Genomic DNA, 23158 nt, shown 5'->3' with positions numbered 1-23158 from the left:
GAAACAACATCGGTGAATAATAAAAAATGGAGAAATACGGGGCTGTACGCGCTCCTTTTTATAGTTGTCATTGCGCTAGGAACAGCATTTTTTGACAAACAACCTCAAAACAGAGAGACATGGCGCTACAGTCAGTTTATCCAAGAAGTTGAACGGGGTAGGGTTGAGAGAGTTAGTTTGAGTTCCGACCGCTCTACAGCCCTGGTAACACCCAAATATGACGAAAAGAAAAAGATCGTTACTTTAGTTAATGACCCTGATTTAATCAATACCCTCACAGCTAAAGGTGTTGATATTTCCGTACTACCTCAAGCAGACGAAGGATTTTGGTTTAAGGCTCTCAGCAGCCTATTCTTCCCTGTGTTGCTGCTAGTTGGTCTATTTTTCCTCCTCCGTCGCGCTCAAGGCGGTCCTGGTAGCCAGGCCATGAACTTTGGTAAATCTAAAGCCAGAGTGCAAATGGAACCCCAAACCCAAGTTACCTTTGGAGACGTGGCGGGTATTGACCAAGCCAAATTAGAACTAAACGAAGTTGTAGACTTTTTAAAGAATGCTGATCGCTTTACCGCCATTGGTGCGAAAATCCCCAAAGGTGTACTTTTAGTTGGACCTCCTGGTACTGGTAAAACCCTGCTTGCACGGGCTGTAGCTGGAGAAGCTGGTGTTCCTTTCTTCTCAATTTCCGGTTCGGAATTTGTGGAAATGTTTGTGGGTGTGGGTGCTTCCCGTGTCCGTGATTTATTTGAACAAGCGAAAACTAATGCTCCTTGTATCGTCTTTATTGATGAAATTGACGCGGTAGGTCGTCAACGGGGCGCTGGTTTAGGTGGTGGTAATGACGAACGGGAACAAACCCTCAACCAGTTACTAACGGAAATGGATGGTTTTGAAGGTAACACTGGCATTATTATTATTGCTGCTACCAACCGTCCTGACGTATTAGACGCAGCTTTATTACGTCCCGGTCGTTTTGACCGTCAAGTAGTCGTAGACCGTCCTGACTACGCGGGAAGAAGCGAAATATTGAGAGTTCATGCCCGTGGTAAAACTTTATCTAAAGATGTAGACTTGGATAAAATCGCCCGTCGGACTCCTGGCTTTACTGGTGCTGATTTATCTAATTTACTCAATGAAGCCGCAATTTTAGCCGCTCGTCGGAATTTAACTGAAATTTCGATGGATGAAATTAATGATGCTATTGACCGCGTATTAGCAGGTCCTGAAAAGAAAGACCGGGTAATGAGCGAAAAGCGGAAAACTTTAGTAGCATACCATGAAGCAGGTCACGCCTTAGTCGGTGCTTTAATGCCTGACTATGACCCTGTCCAAAAGATTAGCATTATCCCTCGTGGTCGTGCTGGTGGTTTGACTTGGTTTACTCCTAGTGAAGACCGCATGGACACTGGTTTATATAGCCGTGCGTATCTGGAAAATCAAATGGCCGTGGCTTTAGGTGGTCGTCTCGCTGAAGAAATTATCTTTGGTGAGGAGGAAGTGACGACAGGTGCTTCTAATGATTTACAGCAAGTGGCCAGAGTAGCTAAACAAATGATAACTCGCTTTGGCATGAGCGATCGCTTGGGTCCAGTAGCCCTTGGTCGTCAACAAGGAAATATGTTCCTGGGTCGAGATATTATGTCTGAGCGCGATTTCTCGGAAGAAACTGCTGCTGCTATTGATGAAGAAGTGCGGAAGTTAGTAGATACTGCTTACAGTCGAGCTAAGGAAGTTTTACTCGATAACCGCAAGGTTTTAGATGAAATTGCTCAAATGCTAATTGAAAAGGAAACCGTAGACGCTGAGGAATTACAAGCAATTCTTGGTAATAACGATGTGAAAATGGCTGCTTTTGCGTAATTTTTCCTAAACTTTTTAAAAGGGTAATTCTGGTTTTTCTGGAATTACTCTTTTCCTTGTTCTCTTTTGCGAATTGCTAATCTATAGAACTCATATTTGATTCTTGAAAAAAATTAGGTATTGTAGGGTGCGTCATACTGCATAAATTCTCTCAATCAACAGATTTGTAATATCTGACGCACCCTAAGTATCTTTTCATAAATCAAATATTATTCCTATAGCATAATAAGTACCTAACAGCCGTTTTTGTTACCTTAATTCAACGTAATCAGTAAAACTATATGAAATTAGACTTTATAGAATATTGTCAAGATAAAGATTTGCCAAGTGAGTGGTGTTTAAATGGTTGTCAATTAGGTAATGTAAACTTGATTGTTGGCAAAAATGCTTCTGGCAAATCGAGAATGCTTAGAAGTATTAAATTTTTATCAGATTTTCTATCTGGTGAAGAAAAGCTCAGTAGACTTGATGGTAGGTTAAGAGAGTGGAAACTAACTTTTGATTCTCATAACGGAGACAATAAAAAAGTCTACATATTGAAAGTTGAGAATAGTCTAGTAATTGAAGAAAGTTACACTATTGGATCTAAATTTTATCTCATGAGAGATAAATCAGGTGAAGGCAAAATTTGGGCTAAACAATTAGAAAAAGAAATTGATTTTCAAACACCTACTAATGAAGTCGCAGCTTTCCATCGAAGAGATTCTATCCAGCATCCTTTTTTTGAAGAAGTTTACACTTGGGCAAATTTATTGAGGTATTACGAATTTGGAACAGATTTAGGCAGAAGTAGTCTTGATGCAATTAATACCGAAAGCGTTGCGATAATCAAAAAAAATATAGACTTCAACAATAAAAATCATGTAATTCGCATATTCAAATTAGGAGAAAAAGAGTTAGGAGAAAGTTTTATTGAATCTATCAAATCAGATATGTTATTTGTTGGTTACAGAATAGATGAAATTGGTACAAAAACGCCATCAACTTCGATTTTTCAAGAAGATAAATCCTATTTACCAGAGGTAAAACTGCAATATCTTTATGTTCAAGAAAGTGATTTAAAAGATCAAACTGAACAATCAATAATATCTCAAGGGATGTTTAGAGTATTATCTTTAATTATTCAAATAAACTACTCACTATTAGCTAAAAAGCCTAGTTGTATCTTAATAGATGATATTGGGGAAGGACTAGATTTTGAAAGGTCATCAGCAATGATTAAATTACTGGTTAATAAAGCAAAAACTGGTTTAGTTCAGTTAATTATGACCACTAATGATAGATTTATTATGAATGGTGTTCCTTTGGAATGTTGGTCAGTAATTGAGAGACAACCAGGATTAGCTAAACTTCATAACATACATAATTCAAAAGAAATATTTGATGATTTTAAATTTACTGGATTAAACAATTTTGACTTTTTTGCAACTCAATTCTATATAGAGGGGTTTGGTAATGAGGAGAATATAGAACAGTGAAAAAATTAGCTATTTTTGTGGAGGGTAAAACGGAACAAATTTTTGTCCAAAAGTTGCTAAAAGAAATTGCTGGCCAATTACATATTTCTAGAGAAATTAAATATAGAGAAAATAGTAACTCGGCTCAAGTAATAATGAAAGATACTGTTACTTCTGCAACAAAATTTTATGTTTTAATTTATAATTCATGCAATGATGAAACTGTTGTGTCAGATATGAGAGAACTATATAATTCTTTATCTATAGAAGGATATGAGAGAATAATAGGACTAAGAGATGTTTATCCAATACCTATAGCTGAAACATCTAAACTGCAAAGAGGTTTAAATTATTCTTTACCAAAAGGATCAATTCCTATAAATATAGTGCTTGCTGTTATGGAAGTAGAAGCATGGTTTTTAGCAGAATATAATCATTTTATCAAAATAGATACCAGTTTAACACCAGATAAAATTCAAGAAATTTTTGGTTTTAATCCTAAGAGTGATGATATGGAACAAAGACCTCATCCTGCTGATGATATAAAACAGATTTATAACTATGTAGGTAAAGGTTATAACAAGAGTGAAAAACAACTCAATAGACTTGCATCTAATTTAGATTACGAGTTTCTATATATCCACCTTGCTAATAATGTTCCTAGTCTGGGAGAATTTATTGGGTATATTGACAAATTCATGATCTCTTAGGCAGTATGCTTAGTGGTGCGGAGAGTTGATTTCCTTTTATCCTATTTGCAAAACTAAAACTTCTTCTCCTGGAGTAACTAAGGTTTTTCTTACTGGTAAAATGGCTAAAGCATTAGTTTGAGCTAAATTAATTAAGTTCCCCGAATTTAAATTACCACTTGTTTGCTGAAACTCATAAATACCATCATTTAATTTTAAATTACCCCAAATATAAGTTTCCATTTTTCCGTTAGATTTTAATTCGCAATGAGATTTCACTTTGATAAATTTACTTTCCCAACCCTGATTAATTCCTGAAAGTTTTTTAATTGTCGGTTCTACAAATCTCCAAAATGTGACTAAAGCCGAAACAGGATTTCCTGGTAAACCAAAATAAAGAGAATTAGGAAATGTAGCAAATGTTAAAGGTTTTCCTGGACGCATTTGCACAGCACAAAAATGAATTTCTGCTCCTAAAGATGTTAATATATTAGTAATATAATCATAATCACCTACGGAAACTCCACCAGAAGAAATAACTATATCACTATTATTAATTGCATAATTGATAGTCTCTGTCAACGCGCTAGGATTATCCTTAATAATTCCTAATGTTAACACTTCTGCACCCAAATTACGTACTAAAGCTGCTAAAGCATATTGATTAGAATCTACTATTTGTCCGGGTTTTAGAGTTTGTTTTGGTGTTACTAACTCATCACCGCTAGAAAAAATCGCCACCCGTCGACGACGGAAAACACTGATTTTCGGTAATTGTGCTGCGGCTAAAATCGCAATTTCCGCTGCATTGAGGGTAATTCCCGCTGGTAAAAGTTCTGTTCCTGCTTGATAAAAGTCTCCTTGTTTTCTGACAAATTCTTGGGGTTGAGGTCTAGCAAAAATAAAAACTTGATTCTCCTGTAAATTAGTTTTTTCCTGCATAATTACAGTATCTGCACCTTTTGGGATTATTGCACCAGTGAAAATTCTGGCTGCTTGTCCTGGTTTAATAGTATTTTGAGGTTGATATCCTGCGGGAATCTCTTCGACAATTTCCAAAATTGTGGGATTTTCAGAAGTGGAATGTTTCACATCTTCATAACGTACAGCAAAACCATCCATTGCGGAATTGTCCCAATGAGGAAAATCTAAAGAACTAATTACAGGAGTTGCTAAAATTCGGTGAAATGCTGTCAATAAATCCACAATTTCCAGATCATGTTCTTGATTTAAAGGTTGGACATGATTGAAAATAATCGTTTCTGCATCTTTGACTGATAACATAGTAAATAAATCTGTTATTTGATTACTTTTGATAAATTAAAAATACCGAACCAATAGGACCTAAATTCTCGACATATATTTTATTATTATAAAACAATCCTGGAGACATTCCCCCATCAAATAACATTCCTTCCTGAATTGTCCCTAAACAGTTATTTCTAGCAATTCCTGTTAAAACATTATCAAATTGATGGGGTAGTAATTCTTGATTGTTAGCAGAAACTTGAATAATAGAATTAGCTTTCACATCATTGACCAGGAAAATTACAAAACCTTTACTGGTAATCGCAACTAAAGAACGATTAGTAGCACCTTGACAAGCAAATTTTCCTAAAGCTTGACAAATATCTTTGAATTTTCCTTGATTATAAAATCTCCCATTACCCCCCACTATATTATAATTGAGAATATTTGTTCCTCTTCTTCCAGTTCCCATGGTGGCTTGACGTTGTTGAGGATTTCCTGATGATATTCCAAAGGAAGAACGTCTATTTTTAAATACTCCTGAATATTCAACACCGCGAGAAATATTTAAACCTTGAGGTTGATTTTTTGGATCTATATAGTCAGCATTAATGGCTGCAATTGGTGATTTACCATTTAATTTAGAATTACTATCAGTGATAATTTCTCGAAACTGTTTTGGTACATATTCTCTGCGAAATCTTCCCCTAGAATCCTTAGCATAAATCTGATGATCTAAACCGACATTGACTTTAAAATCTAACTTGGGAGATTGAGGATTAAAAATAATTACATGATTAATCCCTTTTTTATATCTTTCTCCATTATTATTAGTCTGAAAAAACTCAATACCAAATTGAGGATTTTTACCAGGACAGTTAACAGACTTTTTCGCTTTTGAATTAGCTATGACACCCTCTGAACCTGATATTAAAGCCGCTGTTATTGTCGCAATAGATATTAAAAATAATTTATTTGTGTTCATATTAACTCTAGATAATTTAGTTATTATCTAATCATAAGCGATCGCTTTTTGGAAATACAGTGAAAGTATTCTTCTTTTAAATCAGATAAAGCATTAATATAACCGCTAATAAACACATAGGGTGAGCAATGCCCACCCTAAACAACTAGCCTATCACTTGTGCTGAATTCTGTTTATCCAACTTGAGCATCAACACACCCAAAGGAGGTAAACACAAATCTAAGGAATAAGGACGATTATGCAAAGACCAATCATCAGTCCACTTACCACCTAAGTTACCCATGTTACTACCGCCATACTGACGGGCATCACTATTGAACAACTCGGTATAAAAACCCTGTTCTGGAACACCTATGCGATAGTGGGAATGGGGTTGGGGAGTAAAATTACAAACCACAATGATAAAATCACTGGAATTTTTGTCACGACGGATAAAAGAAACTACACTATGGCTGTTATCAGTACAGTCAATCCACTCGAACCCTGCTTGGTCAAAATCTTGACTGTATAAAGCAGGTTCAGAACGGTAAAAATAGTTAAGAGACTGGAAAAAATCTTTTAACTGTCGGTGTGGTTCATACTGTAATAAATGCCACTCTAAATCAGCCCAAACATTCCACTCACTCCATTGTGCAAATTCCATGCTCATAAACATGGTTTTCTTACCAGGGTGAGCAAACATATAAGTAAATAAACAACGGATATTAGCTAACTTTTGCCATTGATCACCCGGCATTTTACCGATCATATTACTCTTGCCATGGACGATTTCATCGTGGGACAGAGCTAACATGAAATTCTCACTGTGGTTATACCACATACTAAAGGTAATGTTGTTTTGATGGAACTGACGAAACCACGGGTCCATACTGAAGTAATCCAGCATATCGTGCATCCAGCCCATATTCCACTTTAAGTTAAAACCCAATCCCCCTGTATAGGTAGGCCAGGATACCATTGGCCAAGATGTGGATTCTTCTGCAATGGACAGTACACCAGGATAATAACTAAACAGCAGGTGATTAACTTGACGTAAAAAATCCGCAGCTTCTAAATTTTCTCTACCACCGTATTCGTTGGGCAACCATTCCCCTGCTTTCCGGCAATAATCAAGGTAGAGCATGGAAGCAACAGCATCAACGCGAATGCCGTCAATGTGGTATTTATCAAACCAGAATAGGGCATTGGCCACCAAGAAATTACGGACTTCATGACGATTGTAGTTAAATACTAAAGTCCCCCATTCCTTATGTTCACCTTTGCGGGAATCAGCGTGTTCATACAAGTGACTACCATCAAAGAAGGCTAAACCATGACCATCTTTAGGGAAGTGACCAGGAACCCAGTCTACAATTACACCGATGCCATTTTTATGACATTCATCCACAAAATACATAAAGTCTTCGGGAGTACCAAAGCGGGATGTAGGCGCAAAGTAACCAGTTACTTGATAACCCCAAGAACCATCAAAAGGGTGTTCGGCAATGGGTAGAAGTTCTAAGTGGGTATATCCTAATTCCTTGACGTAGGGAATGAGTTTAGCTGCTAATTCCCGATAAGTCAGAAACCGGGCGCCGGTTTTTAGTTCGGAAACCACAACTACAGCTTCATTTTCCCCATTGGGTAATTTGGCTGGTTCAGCACTAGCAGCGTGTAACCAAGACCCTAAATGGACTTCGTACACGGAAATAGGTTGGCTGAGGGGGTCAGTATGTCGGCGCTTTTCTATCCAGTCTTCGTCATTCCAGGTGTAGGAATTTAAGTCTGTAACAATAGATGCTGTTTTCGGACGTGGTTCTTGCTGAAAACCGTAGGGATCAGATTTTTCGTAAATATGTCCTTCAAAATTTTTGATTTCGTATTTGTAATGTTCTCCTACACCGATTTCGGGAATAAATAATTCCCAAACCCCTGTGTGTCCTTTCCGCATTTGGTGTTTGCGTCCATCCCACAGGTTAAAATCTCCTAATACAGAGACGTTGCGGGCATTGGGTGCCCAAACCGCAAAATAAACGCCTTTAATACCATCTACTTCTGTAGTATGCGCTCCCAATTTCTCATAAATGCGGTGATGATTGCCTTCACTAAATAAATGCAGATCAAATTCTGTTAAGTGGGCAGAACGGAAGGCATAAGGATCATTCACAACCCGCTCATGTTCCCCTTCTTTAATCCGTAACTGATAATTTTTCAGTTCTGCGGTTTCAATGGTACATTCAAAAAAGTGAGGATCATGCACTGTGTCCATTGGGTATTCTTTCCGCTCTTCTGGAACTACCACCCATACAGCACTGGCATTTGGTAGGTATGCTCGCACTGCCCAAACAGTTTTACCATTTTGCTCGATGAGATGAGAACCCAGGATTTCAAACGGATCATGATGTTGATTGTGAACGATGCGATTAACCTGTTCAGGGGCGACCGTGGTTATGGACATGAAGCTACCTATGTGATATACGATGATTAGCTAAATCTAATTTTTATCTCTTTATATTCTCGCATCTTTAGTCATTAGTCATTAGTCATTGATTATTGATCATAAATATTACTTATTGTTTATCCCTTTTCTTCACTAAATATTTAAAAATGGGAAAATTTGTAATAATACCTTCCGTATTTGTAACAGAAAAAATTGATCGCGGATGGTAGCATTTAACCGTGGTGGCGGACTAATTTCCATTTGTGCTTCTAATTGGGCATATTCGGCCGGCGTAACCACTTTACCATCAATGGGCGATCGCGCTGCTAAAATAATTTCTGTTCGCAATATCTCCTCTGGTATATCTTCTTGTGGTGGTAATGCCATTACCGTTTGACCATAATGACCTACTAAAACGACCAAAACACTAGTAGTAACACTCAGAATAAAAAAAAGTATGGGTTTCATCTATCAAACCTTCCGAATCCTGCTTTAATTTCTAAAGTCCTGGTGGTAATGGTTCAGAGCATAATTGGTGGATATTGATAATGCGTGCAAAAACCTGCGGATATTGCTGACGATAATCAGGAATTAGTGCTAAAGGACTCAACAAAGCTGCTGCGGCAATATCAGCTATACTCAAACGGCCACCCACTAAATAATCGCTATTTTGCCAATACATAGATAATACTGACAAAGCATTGGCGAGTCTTTTTTGAGCTAATTCAACAGTAGTATCATTAATACCATATTGTTGTCTAACTATTTTAATCACCATTTGGCTAAATAGTGATGGGTCAATTGCTTTACCCTCACCAGCGCGAAATTGATAATATACAAACCTAGTAGCCGTACCTATGCTTTCATCTAACCAATCTTCTAACATCGCAGCTTGACTTTGCTCTGCTAAATCGGTTAAAAATAGAGGAGGTTCAGGTTGATAACTTTCTAAAAATTTGCAAATTTCCGTAGAGTCAGCAATAGCTTCAGGTTGTCCTATAATTTGGGGTAATAGAACAGGTAGCGTCGTTAACCCAGTTAACGACTTTACCTTCAAGATATGTAGCCCTGGGGTGAGATCTTCAGTTTGATAACTAATTCCCTTATAACCCAAGGCTAACCGAGCTTTGCGACAATAATGGGATGTACTAAATTGCAGTAGCAACATACATTGACATTATTCTGATTACTGGCAAAACCAACAAGAAGAACTTACTCTGGGCAAGAATTAAATCCAGCCCAGGAGTTAAGACTCACAATCCTATACTAAGGTTTTTTGGGAGTCGCTGTAGGAGATGTTGTCGCTGTGGGAGATGTTGTCGCTTTAGGGGTAGCACCAGTATCTGCTGGTTCACCACCCGCTGTTGCTGCTGGAGAACTAGGAGTAGCGGTTGGTCCACCGCCACCTTCACAAGCTCCAAGCATGGTAGCAAGACTTAACATAAGAGCCAAACCAAAAACTTTTGTCTTCATAACTCCTCTTTCACCAATTGTGGGCATAAAATATTTCGCCTGTTGAATAAGATACCTTATTTATTGATTTTTTTTAACGGCTTTCTCATTACATATTTCAACCTATTATGTTTCGTAACACTTCTGTGGGTTATATGTAATACGAACTAATCGTAATTTTTGCCTTCCTCAAGGTTAGAATAGCTCCAACTTGATCTAGAAATGTAACTTTAGGCAAGATATCATCATCATCGAAGATAGAGTATTTACCATTAGAAAAATTATGGTTCTTGAACGTAAATCAGCCGTTTTGGCAAAAAATACTTGGTTCTGGCGCAACTCTCCTTTGTTAAATAGACGACGTTCTCGGAGTCTTGATAAAAAAATACAGAGTTCCTCCCGACTTGCTAGGGAAGCGACAGCACTCAAATCCCCCGTTACTCAGGATAGTTGGCTCAACTTTTCCGTATTTGGCAGAAATAATACAGCAATCCGAGAACGACGTAAAAAACCCATTGCTTATACCCAAGAGCAATCAAGTACCAGTTTACATGACATTAGTGATACTGGAACTATACCTGTATGGTTGCTACGTCTATATAAAGTCAATCGCTATTCGTCAGTTTTAGCATTTGTATTAGTGGTAGCGGCATTAATAGTTTATGGTTGGACAGTATATTCCCAAGAGCTTTGGAGTCAGTCTTACCGCAAATTTAAAAACCTACAACGTCATGAGCGACAGTTAAATACTGCTAATGCAACACTGACTAGCAAGATGGCACAAGAGGCAGAAAAGCCTGATACGGAATTGGTATCACCCACCTCTGAGAAAACAATTTTTTTACCACCGAAATTTAGTAATTATCCTCAGTCGTCATTATCAACTTCCCAACCAGACCCACAACCAGAACCTCCATCTCCACTGGGATATTAAAATAATTAATAATTGATACAGCATTGATGTAAAATCTGCTGTAATTGTCTATTGTTAATTGTTAATTATCAAACATAAGTTATGGCAATGCGAAAGCTATCAAGTCAAAAAAAATTCGGAAATTTACGTAATTTAGTATTCAGACGGGAACGAAAGTTCTTTAAACAACCCCCACCGGTAAATATTGCTCCGAAAATACCAGAAAACAGCCCCAACACCAAATTACGACTGTTAGCTGTATGGGGTGTGTTAATGATTGCTATGGTAGGGTTAGCATTGAACTTATATCAGCTACAAATTGTTCAGGGAAAAAAATTGACTCAGAGGGCGCGAAATCAGCAAATGGTCAATTTACGCCTGTACATTCCTCGTCGTCCAGTGGCAGATAGAAATAATAATGTGTTAGCTATTGACCGCCCCGTATATAATTTATATGCCCATCCCAAATTATTTGATTATTCTCAGGAGAAAATTGCCGAAAAAATAGGTCTGATTATTGGTAAAAATAAGGACGAACTAGTTAAAATATTCCAAAGTAAAAGTAGTGGTATTTTATTAGCTTCTGGTGTATCCGAGGAAATTTCTGATAAATTGATATCATTACGTTTAAATGGGTTTGAGTTTATTCAAAAATACTCCCGATTTTATCCCCAAGATGATTTGGCGGCAGATGTGATAGGCTATGTTAATCTTGACCGTCGTGGCCAAGCCGGTGTAGAATACAGTCAGGAGAAGTTGCTAGAACGCCCTGGACAAACGGTGCGAATGAGTAAGACTGGTAATGGGTCATTAATGCCAGATTACGCGACTCAGGGACTACTGCATTTTGATGATTTGAAACTGCAATTAACTATTGATAGCCGTCTACAACGGGCAGCGCGTACGGCTTTAAAACAACAGATGACTAAGTTTAAAGCCAAACGAGGTGCAGTAATTGTCATGGATGCACTTGATGGTTCTTTGCTGGCTTTGGTTTCTCAGCCTACTTATAATCCCAATGAGTATGCTAAGTCTGATATTTCCTTATTTAAAAACTGGACTGTAGCTGATCTTTATGAACCGGGATCAACATTTAAACCTGTAAATGTGGCGATCGCTTTAGAAAATGGTATCATTAAACCAGATGATATATTTGAAGATCCTGGTTCTATCCAAATTGGTACACATACTATCAAAAATGCCGAAAAAACTGGTTATCGTCAATTGACTATTCCTCAAATTTTACAAACTTCTAGTAATATTGGCATGGTAAGAATGATGCAACGATTAAAACCATCCATATACTACAATTGGCTAGAACGTTTAAGACTAGGACAAAAAGTTAAAACAGATTTACCTTTTGAAGTCAGCGGTCAATTAAAAAATCAAGAAAAATTTATCTCTTCAGCTATTGAACCAGCAACTACATCTTTTGGACAAGGCTTTTCTCTGACTCCCTTACAATTGGTACAACTGCACGGAGCATTAGCTAATGGTGGTAAATTAGTTACACCTCATGTAGTTCGAGGACTAATTGACAGTCAAGAACAGATACACTATTCAGTTAATCTCCCAGAACCAAGACAAGTTTTTTCACCTACAATTACTCATCATGTTGTAGAAATGATGGAAACAGTAATTAATGAAGGTTCTGGTAAAGCGGCAAGAATTTCAGGATATCGTATTGGTGGAAAAACGGGAACAGCCCAAAAAGCCAGTCCTAATGGTGGATATATTAAAGGTGCGCGAATTACTAGTTTTGTCGCTATTTTACCTGTGGAATCTCCCCGTTATGTGGTTTTTGCAATTGTAGACGAACCCAAGGGAGAAAATGCCTATGGTTCTACAGTAGCTGCACCCATTGCTAAAACTGTTATGGAAACACTAATTCCCATTGAAAAAATTCCCCCTAGCACCCTAGAGAAGAATTAAAAATGTAGTATTGCTAATTACAGCAGTTTTCATCTTTGTGATAATTTGTGATAGGTCTCCTTGAGAGTTAATTCAATTGAACCTAAATTTTCAAATAACTGAATTAATTCATGGGATTTTGTTTTCTGCTCTGATAAAATGACTTTTAGTGGGGCTAAAAATTCAACGTCCGAATCATCTTTAAGGGCAATTTCCGCAGTTTGTAAAAGTTTGGTAGAATTAAGGAAAATATCTTCATTTTCAAAGCCATATTTTGCCGAAATTTGATGTAAGTTAGTATCAGGTATAATGGCTCTGCCTGGTAAAGTTTCATCTAATACTAAACCTTTTAATAAAGCTAATAAACCTGCATAAATAGCGAAATTATCACAACTATCACAGGCTTTAAATTCTATCCGTCCCACTTCTGAAGGAATGCGGGCAATTTTTGTTAATGAGGGAACACTTTTGATTATTTCTTCTGCTGTTTCCACAAAAACTAATGCTGCTGATCTTTTTCCAGTTCTGATAAATGTCCTCACTGATAAACCTGTCCATAAATCACCATCATAAAAAGGGGAACTATAACTAAAAGGAATGATATAAGGACTGTAATAGGTCAACTTTTTACCAATATCAATTAACTTTTCAGTAGACAAATTTTCCCAGGAAATATTCAAATCTGGTCCATAAGAAACCATGTAAATATGAGCAGTTTGTTCATCTGGATAAGCTTGTAATTGTCTAATTTCAAAATCATTTAATGGAGGTTCTGGCTGAAATACGCAAGTATAGGGGTTAAAACTGGCTAGAACTGGCGAAAAACCAAAATTAGCAGCAACTTCACAGAGTAAATTAAAACTGGCTGTTAATTCATCAATTGCGCCTTGAATAGTAGAATGGATAGTGGTTCTAATTTCAATCCCTTTAGCTAAACAGTCAATTACTTCTTCAGACTCGCTAAATCTTTCAAATCCTTCAATATACCAACGCTTTTTCTTAATTCCAGCATCACCAACTCTTAATTGTGGGTAGTCAGTGGCATAAATGGGTAATCTATCAATAATTTGCTGAAAATCGGCAAATTTTGTATTATGGAAATCGGCGAATTTTCCTTGATGATTAAGAAAAGCCACTTCATGTTCAATACCAAAAGAAAACATACTTTACACCTGATTTATTATAAATATAACCAATTATACCCATAATTTATGCCGTTGCGAATAATATGAAAGCAGGACTAGAACTTTAAATCCCTGATTTCTCAAAGAAATCAAGGACATGAGTAATTATTGTCTATTTCAAGATAGCTGAATATTGACTAAGAAAATTTTGAGGCGTGAGTTATGATGATCAGTGTTGCTCAAACTCCTTACAGTAGTGAACAAATTATTGCTTGGTTGCGTGGATTACTGACAATTGCTTGGGCAGATGGTAATTTTGATGCTCAAGAACAGGAATTAATTACTAATCTGACCAAAAATGAATTAACCCCTACGGTGGAATGGGATAGCCTAGAAATAATTGGAGTTGATGAATTAGCGGCTATATTGGGTAAAGGTACACCCATAGCGGAAAATTTTTTGCGGACAGCGGTAATGGTAGCGATCGCTGATGGTATATACTCTCCTAGTGAAGATGATCTACTTCAGCAATTATGTCAAAAATTAGAACTGCAAGAAAATTTACTCACAGCCTTACGTCATACCCTAGAGGATAGCACACAAACCCAAGATTCCCCACCGGCTGGACTTCAACCCCCCCCAACATCTGATGTTTTAAATCCCTTGCGTCAATGGTTAGACGGGTTAGATATTCAAGATCCCAGAGTAGCGCGGTTTTTGTGTAAAATGATTCCTTCCCAATGTCCCTTTGAAAGAGATGTAACTTTATTTGGCCGGAAAATAGTTCATATTCCCCACTTTGTAAAATTAACCCCCTTTATGAACAAATGGTAGGTTTACGCTTCCGCGCTCTTTCATACTTAGCAGATGACTGTGGTGAGGATATTACACCTTATATTTAAAGTTAATAGCATTTCCCATCCTCATAGGTACAAAATAGGTACAAAAATAGAGAAGTTCACCGCAGATAAAAGCAGATAATTTTGTACCTGAGTGGACTAGAAAATGGTATATTACCGAATTACCGAAAAATATATTGGTAATTTTTCAAAAAGAAAATGACAACTGACAACTGACTAATTATGCAATTTATAGACCAATCAGTAATTGAAGTAGAAGCAGGTAAAGGAGGTGATGGTATTGTCGCTTTCCGCAGAGAAAAATATGTACCCGCAGGGGGTCCTTCTGGAGGAAATGGGGGCAAAGGTGGTTCAGTAATTTTTGTGGCTGATACCAACCTCCAAACCTTACTAGATTTTCGATATAAACATCTGTTTAAAGCCGAGGACGGAGAACGCGGTGGTCCAAATAATTGCACTGGAGCAGGGGGGAAAGATCTAATTATCGAAGTTCCCTGTGGTACTGCTGTTTATGATGCGGTAACAAGTGTTTTACTATGCGATATAGTTGAACCTGGACAAGTTTTTCGAGTTGCGGAAGGTGGAAAAGGTGGACTGGGAAATCAACATTTTTTAAGTAATCGTAACCGCGTTCCCGAATATGCACTTCCTGGTTTAGAAGGTGAAAAAAAGGTATTACGTTTAGAGTTGAAACTGTTAGCAGAAGTGGGAATTATTGGTTTACCAAATGCTGGTAAATCTACATTAATTTCTTCTTTATCGGCTGCGCGTCCCAAAATAGCTGATTATCCATTTACTACCTTAATTCCTAATTTGGGTGTAGTCAAAAAACCCACAGGTGATGGTACAGTTTTCGCCGATATTCCTGGTTTAATTGCGGGTGCTTCCCATGGAGCGGGTTTAGGTCATGATTTCCTACGTCACATTGAACGGACAAGGGTTTTATTACACTTAATTGACGCGACAAGTGAAGATGTCATTGCTGATTATCATACCATTCAAGAAGAACTTAAAGCCTATGGACGAGGTTTAGCTAAACGTCCGCAAATTTTAGCTTTGAATAAAATAGATGCTGTTGATAGGGAAACCGTTGATTTGCAAGCTTTAGCTACACAATTAAATCATCTGGCCTTAGCCCCAGTTTTCATAATTTCGGCGGTAACTCGCACTGGTTTAGATCCTATGATGCAGGAAATTTGGCGGATTTTAGATGAGATTAATGTGTTGGCAGCCCAGGAAGTTGCGGTTTAATTGGTGGCTTGATTTTGTTAAGTAAAGTCACAAATATTGTGTTAACTGACTCAAAATGTAGGAATTAGTTTTACACTAATTCGGGTATCTAGTTTGAGAGTTCCAGTATTTCTGGAACTTCTCGGCGTTTAGTGAATAAAATTATCATTTTTACTAAAACTAACATCCAAACAACTCCTAGAAATTGCTAAAATAGGAGTAGAAAAAGCCATCGAAACAGATGAAACCACAGTTACAGATTGGATAAACGAACAACTTGCAGCCTTGGGAGTTGAAATATCATGACTATTGCACAAGAAACACTCTACTATTCACCCGCAGAATATCTAGAACTAGAAGTAAATTCAGATATACGACATGAATATATTAATGGATTAATTATACATAAGACAGGTGGAACACCAGATCACAACCAACTTGCTGGCAATTTTTATGCCATACTAAATTTTGCTCTTAAACGTCAACCCTATCAAGTTTTTGTTACAGACCAACGGCTTTAGCTGCTATTGCTTGTCAAATTTTGCTGGAAGATATCTATGATCAAGTAGATTTTGAGGTGAAAGAATGAATTTATTACAGAATTTGGACAGGCAAGATGCCCGTCCCACAAGAGTTTTATTTAGACTTTAATAAACCAGCGTTTCTGATACATCAAAACAGCAACACTATACCAAAATAACAGGGTAACAAGTGCAAATAAAAATGAACCGTTGAAATTTCCCGCCCAAGATGCAAAAATATTTTGATAAATCCAATTATAGATACTAATGGCATTTTCACCTGTACCAATTTGGGTTTTCACTGTAATTTTAATTAGAATTACCGAAGCCACAAAAAGAGCGATCGCATTTAGTCCCATAATTTCCAAAGGTTTACTCCAGCGTTTTATTAACCTCACTTCTATCAACTCATAACAAGCTGCTAATAACATTAATGCCCAACCAGTGGTAAATAAAACATAGGAACTCGTCCAAATTTTCTTATTAATGGGAAATGCCACATCCCAAATAATTGCAATTACTAAACAACACAAACCAAATAATACTAAATCCATGCTAGTTTGGGAATTAGCCTGTTTTTTATCTTTGAGCCATTGTCCAGTAAAATACCCAGCTAAAACGCTAACTATGGCTGGAATAGTGCTAAAAAGTCCTTCAGGATCTCCCATAAAATTAAATCCATCACCTTTATATAAATGTGCTTTGGGAATAATTAATCTATCAATAAACGCACCAAAATTACCTTCCCTCGTCAGCACTCCTGCACCATAATTAGGAACAGGAATATACATCATTATCAGCCAATAACCAATTAGTAATCCTCCTGCTACTAGCCATTGATTTTTCTGAGGTAATTTTAAAACTATCAAAGATGCAAATAGATAAGTTAAAGCAATTCGTTGTAATATCCCCATCAAGCGGATACTACTTAAATCAAATGTCCAAATACCTTGATTCCAAAAACCATTTAACAGTAAACCCAAAATAAATAAAATAGCAGCCCGACGGAGAATACGTAAATAAACTGCTTTGTTAGGTTTGTTCTCTGCTGTATATTTTGACAGAGAAAAAGTCATTGCTACACCAACAATGAATAAAAAGAAAGGAAATATTAAATCGGTGGGTGTACAACCGTGCCATTGTGCATGACTCAGGGAACGATAAACATCATCAGCGACTCCTGCCATATTAGCAAGAATCATCGCTGCAATGGTAATACCACGAAACACATCAAGTGAACTCAGACGCATAGACAGAATATCTTATTAGGGAACAGGTGCTACGCCACGGGGATAGGTGACAGGGAACAGCTTTTTGAGTAGGGTGTGTTAGCGACTAGTAACGCACCATTTTAAATCATTGACATCATCAGAAAATCCCCCTCCTCATCCTGTACATCCTTTCATCCTGGATATCCTGATTCTGACATAAATTAGGTGACAGGTGACAGGTGACAGGGAACAGGGAATAGGGAACAGCTTTTTGAGTAGGGTGTGTTAGCGACTAGTAACGCACCATTTTAAATCATTGACATCATCAGAAAATCCCCCTCTTCATCCTGTACATCCTTTCATCCTGGATATCCTGATTCTGACATAAATTAGGTGACAGGTAACAGGTGATAGGTGACAGGGAACAGCTTTTTGAGTAGGGTGTGTTAGCGACTAGTAACGCACCATTTTAAATCATTGACATCATCAGAAAATCCCCCTCTTCATCCTGTACATCCTTTCATCCTGGATATCCTGATTCTGACATAAATTAGGTGACAGGTGACAGGTGACAGGGAACAGGGAATAGGGAACAGCTTTTTGAGTAGGGTGTGTTAGCGACTAGTAGCGCATCATTTTAAATCATTGACATAATCATAAAATCCCCATCTTCATCCTGTACATCCTTTCATCCTGGATATCCTGATTCTGACAAATGTAAAAACATGAATGTTACCAGAGTATTATGTATATGACACTAATTAACACACATTAAATTTTAAAAAATACGGTTGTACTTCTGACTTTAATCAATTACCATCATATTATGACAAGGTTTTATTACGTGAAGTTGCTCATTTTCTACCCCATATAACAAAAACCAACAGTACCAGGTGCAAAGGAAAAAATTATGTCTAATAACTCTTTTCTCCGTCAAACCGCAACAACAATTGTTTTTATTGATGCCTCCCTTTCCGACTATCAGACCCTCCAAGCAGGAATTATCGAGGGCGTAAAAACAGTTATTATTTCCCCAGATCAAGACGGAATTGAGCAAGTTAGCCAAATTTTACAACAATATCCCCACATCACCACCATTCACATCCTTTCCCACGGTGCGCCTGGATGCTTATATTTAGGCAATAGTCAACTAAACTTAACTAATATTCATAATTACACCCAACAATTACAACAGTGGCAACCTCAGAATATTTTATTATATGGTTGTAACGTCGCTGCCGGAGACGCTGGGGCAGAATTTATTCACAAATTACATCAAATTACCAAAGCCACCATTAGCGCCTCCACCACAAAAACCGGCAATGCAGCATTAGGGGGAAATTGGCAGTTAGAGGTGAACATTCCCGTTACAGAGACGTTCCATGGAACATCTCTACATTTGTCAGATATTGTTGCACACACCCTCCACAACTACCAGGGAGTATTTGCACCCACATTAGTGGGCAATTATGATACATCTGGCTTGGCTACTGGTGTGCAAGTAGTCGGTAACTATGCTTACGTATCTGATTGGACTTCAGGACTACAAATCATTGATATCAGCAACCCCTCTACCCCCACCCTCAAGGGCAATTATAATACATCTGGTGGTGCTAGAGGTGTGCAAGTAGTGGGTAACTACGCTTACGTAGCTGATGATTCTTCAGGACTACAAATAATTGACATAAGCAACCCCACAAACCCCACCCTCAAGGGCAATTATGATACACCTAACGGGGCTGTAGGTGTGCAAGTAGTCGGTAACTATGCTTACGTAGCTGATTGGTATTCAGGACTACAAATCATTGATATCAGCAACCCCACTACCCCCACCCTCAAGGGCAATTATGATACATCTGGCTATGCTTATGGTGTGCAAGTAGTCGGTAACTATGCTTACGTAGCTGATGAGTATTCAGGACTACAAATCATTGATATCAGCAACCCCACTAACCCCACCCTCAAGGGCAATTATAATACATCTGACTATGCTATAAGTGTGCAAGTAGTCGGTAACTATGCTTACGTAGCTGATGATGGTTCAGGACTACAAATAATTGACATCAGCAACCCCACAAACCCCACCCTCAAGGGCAATTATAATACATCTGGCTATGCTAGAGGTGTGCAAGTAGTCGGTAACTATGCTTACGTAGGTGATGGGTATTCAGGACTACAAATCATAGACGTGAGTGAGTTTATTAACAAAGCACCCACCAGCCTCACACTCTCCACCAGTACAATTGCGGAAAACCAAATTATTGGTACAGTAGTGGGTAATCTCACCACCACAGACCCAGATACAGCAAACACCTTTACTTATAGCTTAGTCACCGGAGACGGTGCAACAGATAATAGTTTATTTACCATTAGCGGAAATCAACTTACCACCAACTTTGTCTTTGACTTTGAAACCAAAAACAGTTACAGCGTTCGACTCAGGACAACAGACCAGGGTGGGTTATTCTTTGAAACACAATTAACCATTGGAGTCACTGACCTTAACGATAACGAAAGTTTCACCACCACACCCCAACAAGATATCATAGATGCTGACCATGGAGAAGACACCATCACCAGTACATGGGCTAATTTACAACAAAACGACACCATCAAAGGTGGTAATGGCACAGACACCTTAATTATCACCGGAGGAACAGCTAATGCTCTTATCTCCATAGATACCAGTAACACCACCAATCAATTAGATATTCCTGGGACAACAGTATTCGGATTTGAACGCTTTGATTTAACTAGCTTTACAGGTACAGTCAGTTTTGATGGTACTACTGGTAATGATTGGATTAAAGCAGGTACAGGAAACGATGATTTAGGTGGTGGAGATGGTAATGACACTCTCAACGGGGGAACAGGTGCAGATTTATTAATCGGTGGTAAAGGTAATGATACTTATGTAGTAGATAATGTGGGAGATATCATTGCTGAAGTTTTAAATCAAGGTATTGATACCGTTGAATCTTTTATCACTTGGACATTAAGAGCCAACCTAGAAAACCTAACGTTACAAGGAACAACCGCTATTAACGGTACTGGTAACACCCTCAATAATACCATTACAGGTAACACTGGTAATAACGTTCTTAATGGTGGTGCGGGCGCTGATACCCTCATTGGTGGTTTAGGAAATGATAGCCTTATTGGTGGTGCTGGTAATGACTCCTACTATGTTGACAGTACAGCAGATATCATCACAGAATCAGTAAATCAAGGAACTGATATTGTTTTCAGCACCGCAGCAACTTACACCCTCAGCGCCAATGTAGAAAACCTAACGTTACAGGGAACAACCGCTATTAACGGTACAGGTAACACCCTCAATAATATCATTACAGGTAATACAGCCGATAACGTTCTCACTGGTGGTGCGGGTGCTGATACTTTAATTGGTGGCGCTGGTAATGACTCCTATTATGTGGACAATACAGCAGATAGCATTACAGAAAACCTGAATGAAGGAACTGATATCGTTTACAGTAGTGTAATTTATACTCTCAGCACCAATGTAGAAAACCTGACGTTACAGGGAACAACCGCTATTAACGGTACAGGTAATAACCTGAATAATATCATTACAGGTAACGCAGCCGATAACGTTCTCACAGGTGGTACGGGCGCTGATACTATGATTGGTGGTGCTGGTAATGACTCCTATTATGTGGACAATACAGCAGATATCATCACAGAATTAGTAAATCAAGGAACTGATAGTGTTTTCACAACTGTAACCTATACCTTAACCCCCAATACCGAAAACCTAACGTTACAGGGAACAACGGCTATTAATGGGACAGGTAATGACTTGAATAATATCATTACAGGTAACGCAGCCGATAACGTTCTCATTGGTGGTTTAGGAAATGATACCCTCATTGGTGGCGCTGGTAATGACTCCTATTATGTGGACAGTACAGCAGATATCATCACAGAAAACGTGAATGAAGGAACTGATAGCGTTTTCACAACTGTAACCTATACCTTAACCCCCAATACCGAAAACCTAACGTTACAGGGAACAACCGCTATTAACGGTACAGGTAATGACCTCGATAACAGCATTACAGGTAACGCAGCAGCTAACATTCTCAGAGGTGGCTTCGGTAACGATACCTTGTATTTAGGTTTAAACGATAATGCTGTAGATAACGTTAATTACGTTCTTGGTGATGCTACAGATACAGTTTACCACTTTGTGCGCGGTGTCGGTGGCGATAAACTGAACTTTACAGGTATTGCCAGTTTTGATGTAATTACATCAGGTAATTCTACATTAGTGCGGGCTGGGGATGGTATTATTGGTAATCCTGGTTTTGGTACTGGTCAATCATTAATGATTTTATCTGATACATCAGGATTTAATAGCACCAATGCGAGTTTAAACCTGTTCGGAGGTACTTTCCTATTTAGTTAATAGCTTTGTTGGGTTGAGAAAACCCAATAACTTCGGGACTTTCTTGTTAGGACTTTGTTGGGTTACGTTGTGGCTTAACCCAACCTACAATTATCACAAAACGCAAAAGAACCGCGAAAAATTTGATTTTCAGGTGTTGACAAAGGATTTTAAATATGTTATCCTAAGCTTGATAAGGAAGAACTATCTTAAATTTTAAAAGTAGGGTGTGTTAGCTATTCGTAACGCACCATATTAAATCATTGACATCATCAGAAAATCCCCCTCCTCATCCTGTACATCCTTTCATCCTGGATATCCTGATTCTGACATAAATTAGGTGACAGGTGCTACGCCACGGGGATAGGTGACAGGGAACAGCTTTTTGAGTAGGGTGTGTTAGCTATTCGTAACGCACCATATTAAATCATTGACATCATCAGAAAATCCCCCTCCTCATCCTGTACATCCTTTCATCAGTTGACAGGGAACAGCCAACAAAATGCAAAAAAAACCGCGAAAAATTTGCTTTTTAGGTGTTGACAAAGGATTTTAAATATGTTATCCTAAGCTTGATAAGGAAGAACTATCTTAAATTTTAAAAGTAGGGTGTGTTAGCGACAGCGTAACGCACCATATTAAATCATTGACATCATCAGAAAATCCCCATCTTCATCCTGTACATCCTTTCATCAGTTGACATGATAAGGAAGAACTATCTTAAATTATTTATAGTAGGGTGTGTTAGCTATTCGTAACCCACCATATTAAATCATTGACATCATCAGAAAATCCTCATCTTCATCCTGTACATCCTTTCATCCTGGATATCCTGATTCTGACATAAATTAGGTGACAGCTGACAGGGAACAG

The 23158-nt window shown here is 38.0% G+C and carries 15 protein-coding genes and 2 pseudogenes; 9 read left to right on the top strand and 8 right to left on the bottom strand.

The genetic code is table 11. The features are described 5' to 3' along the window. Window positions 1-12 precede the first annotated feature (12 nt). The 3 genes from ftsH3 (at window position 13) to H6F62_RS11010 (ending at window position 4024) form a co-directional block, all read left to right on the top strand. Window positions 13-1857 carry an ATP-dependent zinc metalloprotease FtsH3 gene (gene ftsH3 / locus H6F62_RS11020; RefSeq protein WP_028090468.1) on the top strand — a complete coding sequence of 615 codons (1845 nt, stop codon included), beginning with the start codon at window positions 13-15 and terminating at the stop codon, window positions 1855-1857. Window positions 1858-2138: 281 nt separating this feature from the next. Then, the gene (locus tag H6F62_RS11015) at window positions 2139-3335 is read left to right on the top strand and encodes an AAA family ATPase (protein WP_137908367.1); all 1197 of its coding nucleotides are present in this window, start codon (window positions 2139-2141) and stop codon (window positions 3333-3335) included. Next, on the top strand, window positions 3332-4024 hold the full coding sequence (locus H6F62_RS11010) for a DUF4276 family protein (protein ID WP_190372048.1): 693 nt from the start codon (window positions 3332-3334) through the stop codon (window positions 4022-4024). Before H6F62_RS11015 ends, H6F62_RS11010 begins: the two co-directional genes overlap by 4 nt. Window positions 4025-4060: 36 nt before the next feature. Here H6F62_RS11010 and glp read toward each other — a convergent pair whose 3' ends face one another. The 6 genes from glp to H6F62_RS10980 all read right to left on the bottom strand — a co-directional run bounded on the left by glp (window position 4061) and on the right by H6F62_RS10980 (window position 10128). After that, entirely contained in the window at window positions 4061-5287 is a 1227-nt protein-coding gene (gene glp / locus H6F62_RS11005; RefSeq protein WP_190372047.1) for a gephyrin-like molybdotransferase Glp, read from the bottom strand. 22 nt (window positions 5288-5309) lie between these two features. Continuing rightward, complete coding sequence (locus tag H6F62_RS11000) at window positions 5310-6236, bottom strand: phosphodiester glycosidase family protein (RefSeq protein WP_190372046.1); 927 nt, start codon at window positions 6234-6236, stop codon at window positions 5310-5312. A 145-nt stretch (window positions 6237-6381) separates the two neighbouring features. Beyond that, window positions 6382-8673 (bottom strand): 1,4-alpha-glucan branching enzyme, encoded by a 2292-nt coding sequence (gene glgB / locus H6F62_RS10995; protein ID WP_190372045.1) that lies wholly within the window; start codon window positions 8671-8673, stop codon window positions 6382-6384. Between the two features lie 135 nt (window positions 8674-8808). Continuing rightward, the gene (locus tag H6F62_RS10990) at window positions 8809-9123 is read right to left on the bottom strand and encodes a hypothetical protein (RefSeq protein ID WP_137908372.1); all 315 of its coding nucleotides are present in this window, start codon (window positions 9121-9123) and stop codon (window positions 8809-8811) included. Between the two features lie 31 nt (window positions 9124-9154). Beyond that, the gene (locus H6F62_RS10985) at window positions 9155-9823 is read right to left on the bottom strand and encodes a glutathione S-transferase (RefSeq protein WP_137908373.1); all 669 of its coding nucleotides are present in this window, start codon (window positions 9821-9823) and stop codon (window positions 9155-9157) included. A gap of 98 nt (window positions 9824-9921) precedes the next feature. Beyond that, entirely contained in the window at window positions 9922-10128 is a 207-nt protein-coding gene (locus H6F62_RS10980) for a hypothetical protein (RefSeq protein ID WP_137908374.1), read from the bottom strand. Window positions 10129-10390: 262 nt separating this feature from the next. Between H6F62_RS10980 and H6F62_RS10975 the strand changes: the two genes are divergently transcribed. Together H6F62_RS10975 and H6F62_RS10970 are read left to right on the top strand one after the other, a co-directional pair. Further along, window positions 10391-11041 (top strand): hypothetical protein, encoded by a 651-nt coding sequence (locus tag H6F62_RS10975; RefSeq protein WP_137908375.1) that lies wholly within the window; start codon window positions 10391-10393, stop codon window positions 11039-11041. A gap of 87 nt (window positions 11042-11128) precedes the next feature. Continuing rightward, window positions 11129-12952, top strand: coding sequence for a penicillin-binding protein 2 (locus H6F62_RS10970; RefSeq protein ID WP_137908376.1), 1824 nt, complete (start codon window positions 11129-11131; stop codon window positions 12950-12952). Window positions 12953-12981: 29 nt separating this feature from the next. Here the strand turns inward: H6F62_RS10970 and H6F62_RS10965 are convergent, their stop codons facing one another. Continuing rightward, window positions 12982-14094: a glutamate--cysteine ligase gene (locus H6F62_RS10965; RefSeq protein WP_137908377.1), complete on the bottom strand. Its 1113-nt coding sequence runs from the start codon at window positions 14092-14094 to the stop codon at window positions 12982-12984. Between the two features lie 186 nt (window positions 14095-14280). Between H6F62_RS10965 and H6F62_RS10960 the strand changes: the two are divergent. The 3 genes and pseudogenes from H6F62_RS10960 to H6F62_RS10950 form a co-directional block, all read left to right on the top strand. Further along, window positions 14281-14957 (top strand): annotated as a pseudogene (locus H6F62_RS10960) (Mo-dependent nitrogenase C-terminal domain-containing protein). A 180-nt stretch (window positions 14958-15137) separates the two neighbouring features. Continuing rightward, on the top strand, window positions 15138-16166 hold the full coding sequence (gene obgE, locus H6F62_RS10955) for a GTPase ObgE (protein ID WP_190372044.1): 1029 nt from the start codon (window positions 15138-15140) through the stop codon (window positions 16164-16166). A 281-nt stretch (window positions 16167-16447) separates the two neighbouring features. Continuing rightward, window positions 16448-16663, top strand: a pseudogene (locus tag H6F62_RS10950) (Uma2 family endonuclease); the annotation flags it as partial. Window positions 16664-16785: 122 nt separating this feature from the next. Here the strand turns inward: H6F62_RS10950 and H6F62_RS10945 are convergent. Continuing rightward, entirely contained in the window at window positions 16786-17916 is a 1131-nt protein-coding gene (locus H6F62_RS10945; protein ID WP_190372043.1) for an acyltransferase family protein, read from the bottom strand. An 871-nt stretch (window positions 17917-18787) separates the two neighbouring features. Here H6F62_RS10945 and H6F62_RS10940 point away from each other — a divergent pair. Continuing rightward, entirely contained in the window at window positions 18788-22306 is a 3519-nt protein-coding gene (locus H6F62_RS10940) for a DUF4347 domain-containing protein (RefSeq protein WP_190372042.1), read from the top strand. Window positions 22307-23158 lie beyond the last annotated feature (852 nt).

The sequence above is a fragment of the Anabaena sp. FACHB-1391 genome (assembly GCF_014696755.1).
Taxonomy (GTDB): Bacteria; Cyanobacteriota; Cyanobacteriia; order Cyanobacteriales; family Nostocaceae; genus Dolichospermum; species Dolichospermum planctonicum.
Note: the sequence above shows the minus strand (reverse complement) of the source record. Positions and strands in the feature narration are given on the sequence as shown.